Genomic DNA, 7,244 nt, shown 5'->3' on the forward strand with positions numbered 1-7,244 from the left:
GGCGCCGCACCCCCACCCCGTCTTACAATCTTCGATCGCAAGCCGACCCTCCCCACAAGGGGGAGGGTGAAGCAGAGTCATCTCCGCAGGAGCACCCTTGCCCGCCCCACTCATCGAAATGCGCGGTATCACCAAGCGCTTCGGCGCCGTCAAGGCGAACGAGGCCGTCGACCTCAGCGTCGCGCCGGGTGAAATCCTCGGGCTGCTGGGTGAGAACGGCGCCGGCAAGACGACACTGATGAACGTGCTGTTCGGCGCCTATGCGCCCGATGCCGGCGAAATCCTGATCCAGGGCCGGCCGGTTCGCATCTCCAGTTCGGCCGATGCGCTGGCCGCCGGCATCGGCATGGTGCACCAGCATTTTCATCTGGCACCTAGGCTGACGGTGCTGGAGAATCTGCTCATCGGCATCCCGGGCAAATCGGGGCGGATCGATCGTGCCGGCGGGCTGGCGCGGCTGTCTGAAATCGGCCGCCAGCACGGGCTGACGCTCGATCCCGACCTGCCGGTCTCGGCGCTTTCGGTCGGCGAACAGCAGCGGCTCGAAATCGTCAAGGCGCTGTTTCGCGGTGCAAAACTGCTGATCCTCGACGAACCTACGGCGGTGCTGGCGCCAAGCGAGGTCGACGGGCTGTTTTCGGCGCTGCGCTCGATGGCGGCGCAGGGCCTCGGCATCATCTTCATCTCGCACAAGCTCAACGAGGTGCGCGCGCTCACCCATCGCTGCACGGTGCTGCGGCATGGCCGCGTCGCCGGCCGTGTCGATGACCCGGCCAACACGACGTCGGCTGAAATGGCGCAACTGATGTGCGGCCACGAGATCGTGCCGCCGGCGAGGGGGCCATCGGCACCCGGCGCTGAAGTGCTGACGCTCGATGGCATTTCCACCTCGAAGCACTCGGGCACGGCGCTGCGCGACGTGTCGCTCGCCGTCCGTGCCGGCGAAATCCTTGGCATTGCCGGCGTGTCGGGCAATGGCCAGCGAGCGTTGGCCGAGGTGATCTCCGGCGTGCGCGCGCCCGATGCCGGCCGGATAACGATCGCCGGCCAGAAAGTGACGCGTTTTTCGCCGCGCGAGGTGCAGGCGCTCGGTCTCGGCCGCATTCCGGAAGACCGCATGACGACCGGGCTGGTCACCAATCTGCCGCTCGCCGATTCAATGGTGCTGCCGCGGATCGGCACGGCGGCGTTCAGCAGCAAGGGCCTGCTCAAGCCGGATGCGATCCGCGCCTTCGCCGAGGCGCAGATCAAAGCCTATGATATCAGGTGCCCTGGACCGATGACCCGCGCCGGCGCGCTGTCCGGCGGCAATCTGCAAAAGGCGCTGCTGGCGCGCGAACTTGCCTTCGATCCGAAGGTGCTTGTTGTCTCACAGCCGACGCGCGGCCTCGACATCGGTGCGGCCCGCTTCATCCATGAAAAGTTCCTTGACATGCGGGCCAAGGGCTGCGGCATCATCGTCATCGGCGAGGATCTCGAGGAACTGCTGGTACTCTGCGACCGCATCGCGGTTATGTACGAGGGTCGTATCGCCGGCACGCTGGACAGCGCCGATGCGACCATCGCACGGCTCGGGCTGATGATGACCGGGGCGGAGGGCCACAGCTGATGTTTCGCCTGGAAGTCCGGACGTCGACGCCCGCATGGTTCAACCTTGCCCTGCCGCTGCTGGCGATCGCCGCGACGCTGATCCTGTGCAGCGGCCTGATTGCGCTGGCCGGCGCCGGCGTGCTCGAATCCTATGGCGTGATGTTCACGGCCTCGCTCGGCGACAGCTATGCCATCACCGAGACGCTGGTGCGCGCGGCGCCGATGATCTTCACCGGCCTAGCGGTGGCCGTCGCCTTCCGGGCCAAATTCTGGAATATCGGTGCCGAGGGGCAGTTGCTCGCCGGCGCGGTGGCCAGCTGCTTCGTTGGCGCGATCCCGATGCCCGGGCCGCTCGCCATGCTCTTGATGGCAATTGTCGGAGCGGCGGCAGGCGCCGCCGTCGCGCTGGTGCCGGCGACGCTGCGCGTAAGATTCAAGGTCGATGATGTCGTCAGTTCGCTCTTGCTCAACTCGGTCATCTACTACGCCCTGATGGCGCTGATCGAAGGGCCCTGGAAGGATAGCTTCAGCGGCTATCCGATCTCGCCGCCGATCGAGGATTCGGCGAATTTTCCGGTGCTGATCGAAGGCACGCGGCTGCATCTCGGCGTCGTCGTGGCGCTGATCGCGGCACCGTTGATCTGGTTCCTGATCGTGCGCACCACGCTCGGCTTCCGCATCCGGGTCACCGGCGAGAACCCCGAGGCGGCTCGCTATGGCGGCATCCATGTCGAGCGGGTGCTGCTCTCGACGGCCCTGCTGTCCGGTGCACTGGCGGGGCTGGCCGGCGTCGGTGAGGTCGGCGGCGTGCATTTCCAGGTCATGAGCGACATCTCGCCGGGCTACGGCTATTCCGGCATCGTCGTCGCCATGCTGGCGCGGCTCAACCCGCTCGGCGTGGTGCCGGCGGCGATCTTTCTGGCCGCGGTGATGACAGGGGCCGAGGCGATGTCGCGCGCGACCGGCGTGCCCGCCTTCCTCAGTGATGTCATCCAGGGCACCGCATTGCTGGCCATGCTGGTGGCGCTGCTGTTCACCGCCTATCGCATCCGCCGCGTGGGGGCCGCCGCATGAGCGTGGTGCTGGAACAGATCTTTCAAGTCGGCTTTTTGGCCGCCATCATCCGCATCGCCACGCCGCTGGCTTTCGCCACGCTCGGCGAAATGTTTTCCGAGCGGGCCGGCGTGCTCAATCTCGGCATCGAAGGCATCATGCTGCTCTGCGCGATGACCGGCTTCACCGCCACCAGCCTCAGCGGCAGCCTGTGGCTCGGTGTGCTGGTGGCGGTGCTGACCGGCATGCTGATGGGCGCGCTGCACGCACTGTTCACCGTGGCGCTCGGTCTCAGCCAGCATGTCTGCGGCATCGGTGTGACGCTGTTCTCGTCGGGCCTCGCCTATTTCCTTTACCGGCTGATCTTCGGCCAGCAATCGGTGCCGCCCAGCATCAAGGGATTCGCGACGCTGCCGATTCCGCTGCTGTCGGATATGCCGGTTCTTGGCCCGGCGGTGTTCAACCAGTTCGCGCTGGTCTATGTGGCGATCATCGCGATCCCGCTCGCCGCCTTCGTGCTCTACCGCACGCCATGGGGCCTGTCGGTCCGCATGGTCGGCGAGAACCCGCGCGCCGCCGACTCGGCCGGCGTCAGCGTCATCGCAACCCGCTTCCAGGCGGTCATCCTCGGCGGTGCGCTGATGGGCTTGGCCGGCGCCTTCCTGTCGATGGCGCAGTTCAACGCCTTCACCTTCGGCGTCGTCTCCGGCCGAGGCTGGGTGGCGATCGCGCTGGTCGTGTTCGGCCGCTGGGATCCGTGGCGCTCGGCGGGTGCGGCGCTGCTGTTTGCTTTCGTCGATGCCTTGCAATTGCGCATGCAGGCGAGCGGGCTCGGGCACATCCCCTACGAGGCGTTCCTGATGCTGCCCTTCATCTTCACAATCGTCGCCATGGCTGTCATGTCGCGCAACGCGGTGGCGCCGTCGGCGCTGCTGAAGCCATTTCGACGTGAGGAGCGGTAGACTTTCAGCCTTGGCGCTGCCCCTCATCGCCCTGCTGGGGACTTCTCCCCGTATAGTGACAGTATAGTGACGGGGAGAAGGACAACTGTCCTTGACGCTTTCGCCAATTTTCAGCGTTGCAAGTTCGGTGCGGCGTTGCGGCCCTTCTCCCCGTTTACGGGGAGAAGATGCCGGCAGGCAGATGAGGGGCGGCGCCGGCTTCACAGTTTCACGCCTTCGGCGGCGAACAGTTCCGAGGCCGCCCCGCCCATTCCCGTGGCGCCGCCCGAAATGATGGCGACCTTGCCGGTCAGTCTTCCGCGGGAACAAGGGCATAGGGGCATTCGGTCGTCCTGGGATAATGCGGGGCTGCCCTGTCGGACGGTTGTCTAGAGGGCGCTCTCAGCAATCCTGGCCCAATTTTCCGCCGGATAGGGGAAAATCATTCTGCTTGTGGCTGAAAAATAGCAATCGACAAAGTCTACAAGTTTTATAGATTAACCGCCGAGACGGAGGTCGATATGTCCTATATCCAGAACGCTCAGACTGACAGCAGCGGCCAGAGGCTGGCCAATGCCCGGACCTTTCGCCCGGCCTATGCCGGCGCTTTCGCCTATCTCGTCTTTGCCCTTGCGTTCGTGTTCACCGGGGCTGTCGTCCTGGGCCTCATTCCCTGAGGCACCAGATCGACAGGGGTTAGCTGCCCCGCTGTATCAAGGCAATCGGAGTTGAATGAACCGGATCTCGGTGCGCTTGCGCGTGGCGGGGATTCGAATTTCACCGCATCCATGATTCCAGCGATGGAGGAGATGACAATGCCGATCGAATTTACACATGTCCCCGGCAAGACCGCCGACACCACGGCGCCCTTCTTCTACGACTTCGCCGAGACGGCGACCAAGCTCGGACTGATAGAGGACGCCGGCTTCCAGAGAATCGTCGTCGACGATTCGGCCGGGCTGCTGACCAACATGGATCTTGCTTCCCAGGTCCTCAATCGCACCGCTTCGCTGGAAGTGGTGCTCACCCACTGGGCCGGCGTGATCGAACCGACGGTGGCGGCCCGCCAACTGGCATCGGTCGACAGGGAAAGCGGCGGACGGCTGGCGCTCAGGATGATCAGTGAACCGTTGAACGATGATGATGCCGAGACACGGCCCGTCGGACATGGCGTCATCTGGCAGCGCATCGACGAATATCTGGTGCTTTTGAAGCGGCTGTGGTCGAACGACCGGCCTTTCGACCATGAAGGCGCATTCTACAGCATCAAGGGCGGCTATGTACCGCGCAAGGGCCCTCATGGCGCCGACCTCGTCATCCGCATGGGCGGGCAATCTGGAACGGCGCTGAACGTGGCCGGCCGGCATGCCGATGTCTTCGAACTGGCGCCGGGCTCGATCGACGAGGTCCGGCAGCTGATGGAGCGGGTGCGCGGTGCCGCCGCCGAACATGGCCGGGGCGGCAAGCTTCGCTTCGCGCTTCCGGTCAGGATCCACCAGGGCGCTTCCGCCACGGGCCACAGGGCGGTCGACCTGTCCGGGCCGCCCGCTCAGGTCGCCCTGTCGCTGCTTGCCTATGCCGGGCTCGGGATCGACGAATTCATGATCGTCGGCGTCGACACGCCGCGCGAGATCGCGACGGTCGGCCGGGAAACGATCGCCCTGCTGCGCAACTCCCTGGCACGCCGCGAACATGACGCCTTCCAGCCCGGAGCATATGCGTCTCCCGCCGCGCCAGAGACTCGCGCCGCGGGCTGAGAGGCTTCAGCCCCTTGTTGGTTCAGGCCTGCCGCCAAGCCGCGACAGGCCTTCGATGACGGCGGCGGAATCGGTCAACGCACCGAAGACGCCATCCTCGACGGTCACCATGTGCAGGGCCGCTCCGTGCGCCTTTTGGTCGCCGCTGGCGCAGGCGTCCGAGATCGTCAGGCATTGAAAATTGCGGTCGCAGGCCTCGCGCAGCGTGGTGTGGACGCAGACATCAGTCGTGCAGCCGGAAAACATGAGATGCGTGATGCCTTGGGCGCGCAGCACAAGCTCGAAATCCGTATAGGTGAAGGCGCTGTTGCAGGTCTTGTCGACGATGATGTCGTGCGGCGCCACATCGATCTCCGGAACGATCTGAAACCCCGCGCCTGAGCGCAGCAGGATGTCGGTGCCGTCGAGACCGGAGCGCTTGCGGCGCCACTTCTCGTAGGGCGTCATGTCGGCCATGTCGGCCCGGTAACCCTGCCTTGTGTGGATGACCGTGAGGCCGGCGCTGCGCGCGGCTGATATCAGCCGGTTCACGGTCGGCAGGATCGCCCTCAGCGGCGAGGGGTCATATCCCTGTTTGGCGAAGTAGCCCGCGGTCGACAGGAAATCCTGCTGCAGGTCGATGACGACCAGCGCGGTGTTTTCGGCCACCAGCCTGCCGTCATAGGGATAGTCGAAAGGCGTTGCCTTGATCATCACTGGCTCTCCTGTCCTCGTCCTCACCTTAGAGTCTTTACGGCCGAGAGACAGAACGGCTGCAATCCGGATCGGAAAAGTCCGGCACACAGGTCGCTCATGGAAACGTTCGAGCGGCAATGGGCCGTCCGTCCCTGCCGCGTTCCACACTGGCCCGCATCCGCCACAGGCGAATGCCATTTCAAGCGTTCCTCCTCCTCTGCATGCCGCTCCGATTTGTTGATCGTTGAGGTCATCTTCAATCTTGACTATTGATATCATGTTTTATAGTCACCCGGACATCGACTTGCCGAAGCCGGATTCCCGGATGTGCGGGCGCCGCATTGGAGAAAAGCCATGACCGTGGCTGGAGCTGACGCCCAGATTGCCTTTCAAATCGACGCGGTGCGGTTTGCCGCCGGCGACCGGACGCTGCTCGGGCCGGTCTCGCTCGAGCTGCAGCGCTCGCGCGTCTATGGGCTGATCGGTCACAATGGCTCCGGCAAGTCGACATTGATCAAGCTTCTGGCACGCCAGCAGCCGGCAAGCTCCGGCGCCATCACTTTCGCCAAGCGGCCGCTGCTGCAATGGGGTGCTCGCGAGTTCGCGCGCGCACTCGCCTATCTGCCGCAGACAACGTCGGCGGCGACCGGCCTCATCGTGCGTGAGCTGGCGGCGCTCGGGCGTTATCCCTGGCATGGCGCGCTTGGCCGCTTCGGCCCGGAAGACAGGCGGCATGTCGAGGAGGCGCTTATGCTGACCGACATGGACGATTTCGCCGACCGGCTGGTCGATGAATTGTCCGGTGGCGAGCGCCAGCGCGCCTGGCTGGCCATGCTGGTGGCGCAGAATGCCGGCGTCATGCTGCTCGACGAACCGATCTCGGCGCTCGACATCGCCCACCAGGTCGAAGTGCTGGGCCTGGTCAGGGAACTCAGCCGCAAACGCGACCTGTGCGTCGTCGTCGTTCTGCACGATCCCAACATGGCGGCGCGCTACTGCGACGAGCTGATCGCGCTCAAGGACGGCAAGCTGCTGACGCGCGGCACTCCAGGCGAAATCATGCGGGGCGACGTGCTCAAGGGTATTTTCGGCGTGGAGATGGGCGTCTTCGCGCACCCCGTCACCGGCCAACCCGTCGGCTATGTGCAATGATGATCGGCACGCGGGAAGCCGCTGTGAGAACAAGGAAGAAACCCTTGTCTAGACATGGTTTGTTGGCGGCGTTGGT

At 64.8% G+C, this 7,244-nt stretch carries 8 protein-coding genes; 6 read left to right on the plus strand and 2 right to left on the minus strand.

Annotation, left to right across the window (positions count from 1 at the left end; genetic code table 11):
- Window positions 1-97: 97 nt before the first annotated feature.
- The 3 genes from JT360_RS32555 to JT360_RS32565 are packed head-to-tail and all read left to right on the plus strand — an operon-like array spanning window position 98 to window position 3,605.
- Window positions 98-1,609, plus strand: coding sequence for an ABC transporter ATP-binding protein (locus tag JT360_RS32555; protein ID WP_214477456.1), 1,512 nt, complete (start codon window positions 98-100; stop codon window positions 1,607-1,609).
- A complete protein-coding gene (locus JT360_RS32560; RefSeq protein ID WP_214477459.1) occupies window positions 1,609-2,664 on the plus strand; it encodes an ABC transporter permease in 1,056 nt (351 codons plus the stop codon). The genes JT360_RS32555 and JT360_RS32560 overlap by 1 nt, the downstream gene beginning before the upstream one ends.
- Window positions 2,661-3,605 carry an ABC transporter permease gene (locus JT360_RS32565; RefSeq protein ID WP_214477461.1) on the plus strand — a complete coding sequence of 315 codons (945 nt, stop codon included), beginning with the start codon at window positions 2,661-2,663 and terminating at the stop codon, window positions 3,603-3,605. Before JT360_RS32560 ends, JT360_RS32565 begins: the two co-directional genes overlap by 4 nt.
- A gap of 200 nt (window positions 3,606-3,805) precedes the next feature.
- On the opposite strand, the gene JT360_RS34015 is transcribed toward JT360_RS32565, so the two are convergent.
- Complete coding sequence (locus JT360_RS34015; protein WP_284732074.1) at window positions 3,806-3,928, minus strand: hypothetical protein; 123 nt, start codon at window positions 3,926-3,928, stop codon at window positions 3,806-3,808.
- 177 nt (window positions 3,929-4,105) lie between these two features.
- On the opposite strand from JT360_RS34015, the gene JT360_RS32570 reads away from it, so the two are divergent.
- Both JT360_RS32570 and JT360_RS32575 read left to right on the plus strand, forming a co-directional pair.
- Complete coding sequence (locus tag JT360_RS32570; RefSeq protein ID WP_214477463.1) at window positions 4,106-4,261, plus strand: hypothetical protein; 156 nt, start codon at window positions 4,106-4,108, stop codon at window positions 4,259-4,261.
- A gap of 138 nt (window positions 4,262-4,399) precedes the next feature.
- Window positions 4,400-5,341, plus strand: a complete 942-nt coding sequence (locus JT360_RS32575) for an LLM class flavin-dependent oxidoreductase (protein WP_214477465.1) — start codon at window positions 4,400-4,402, stop codon at window positions 5,339-5,341.
- Window positions 5,342-5,347: 6 nt separating this feature from the next.
- On the opposite strand, the gene JT360_RS32580 is transcribed toward JT360_RS32575, so the two are convergent.
- The gene (locus JT360_RS32580; protein ID WP_214477467.1) at window positions 5,348-6,034 is read right to left on the minus strand and encodes a cysteine hydrolase family protein; all 687 of its coding nucleotides are present in this window, start codon (window positions 6,032-6,034) and stop codon (window positions 5,348-5,350) included.
- Window positions 6,035-6,370: 336 nt separating this feature from the next.
- On the opposite strand from JT360_RS32580, the gene JT360_RS32585 reads away from it, so the two are divergent.
- Window positions 6,371-7,168 carry an ATP-binding cassette domain-containing protein gene (locus tag JT360_RS32585; RefSeq protein WP_214477469.1) on the plus strand — a complete coding sequence of 266 codons (798 nt, stop codon included), beginning with the start codon at window positions 6,371-6,373 and terminating at the stop codon, window positions 7,166-7,168.
- Window positions 7,169-7,244: the final 76 nt, after the last annotated feature.

It is taken from the genome of Mesorhizobium sp. dw_380 (genome assembly GCF_018588885.1).
Taxonomy (GTDB): Bacteria; Pseudomonadota; Alphaproteobacteria; order Rhizobiales; family Rhizobiaceae; genus Mesorhizobium.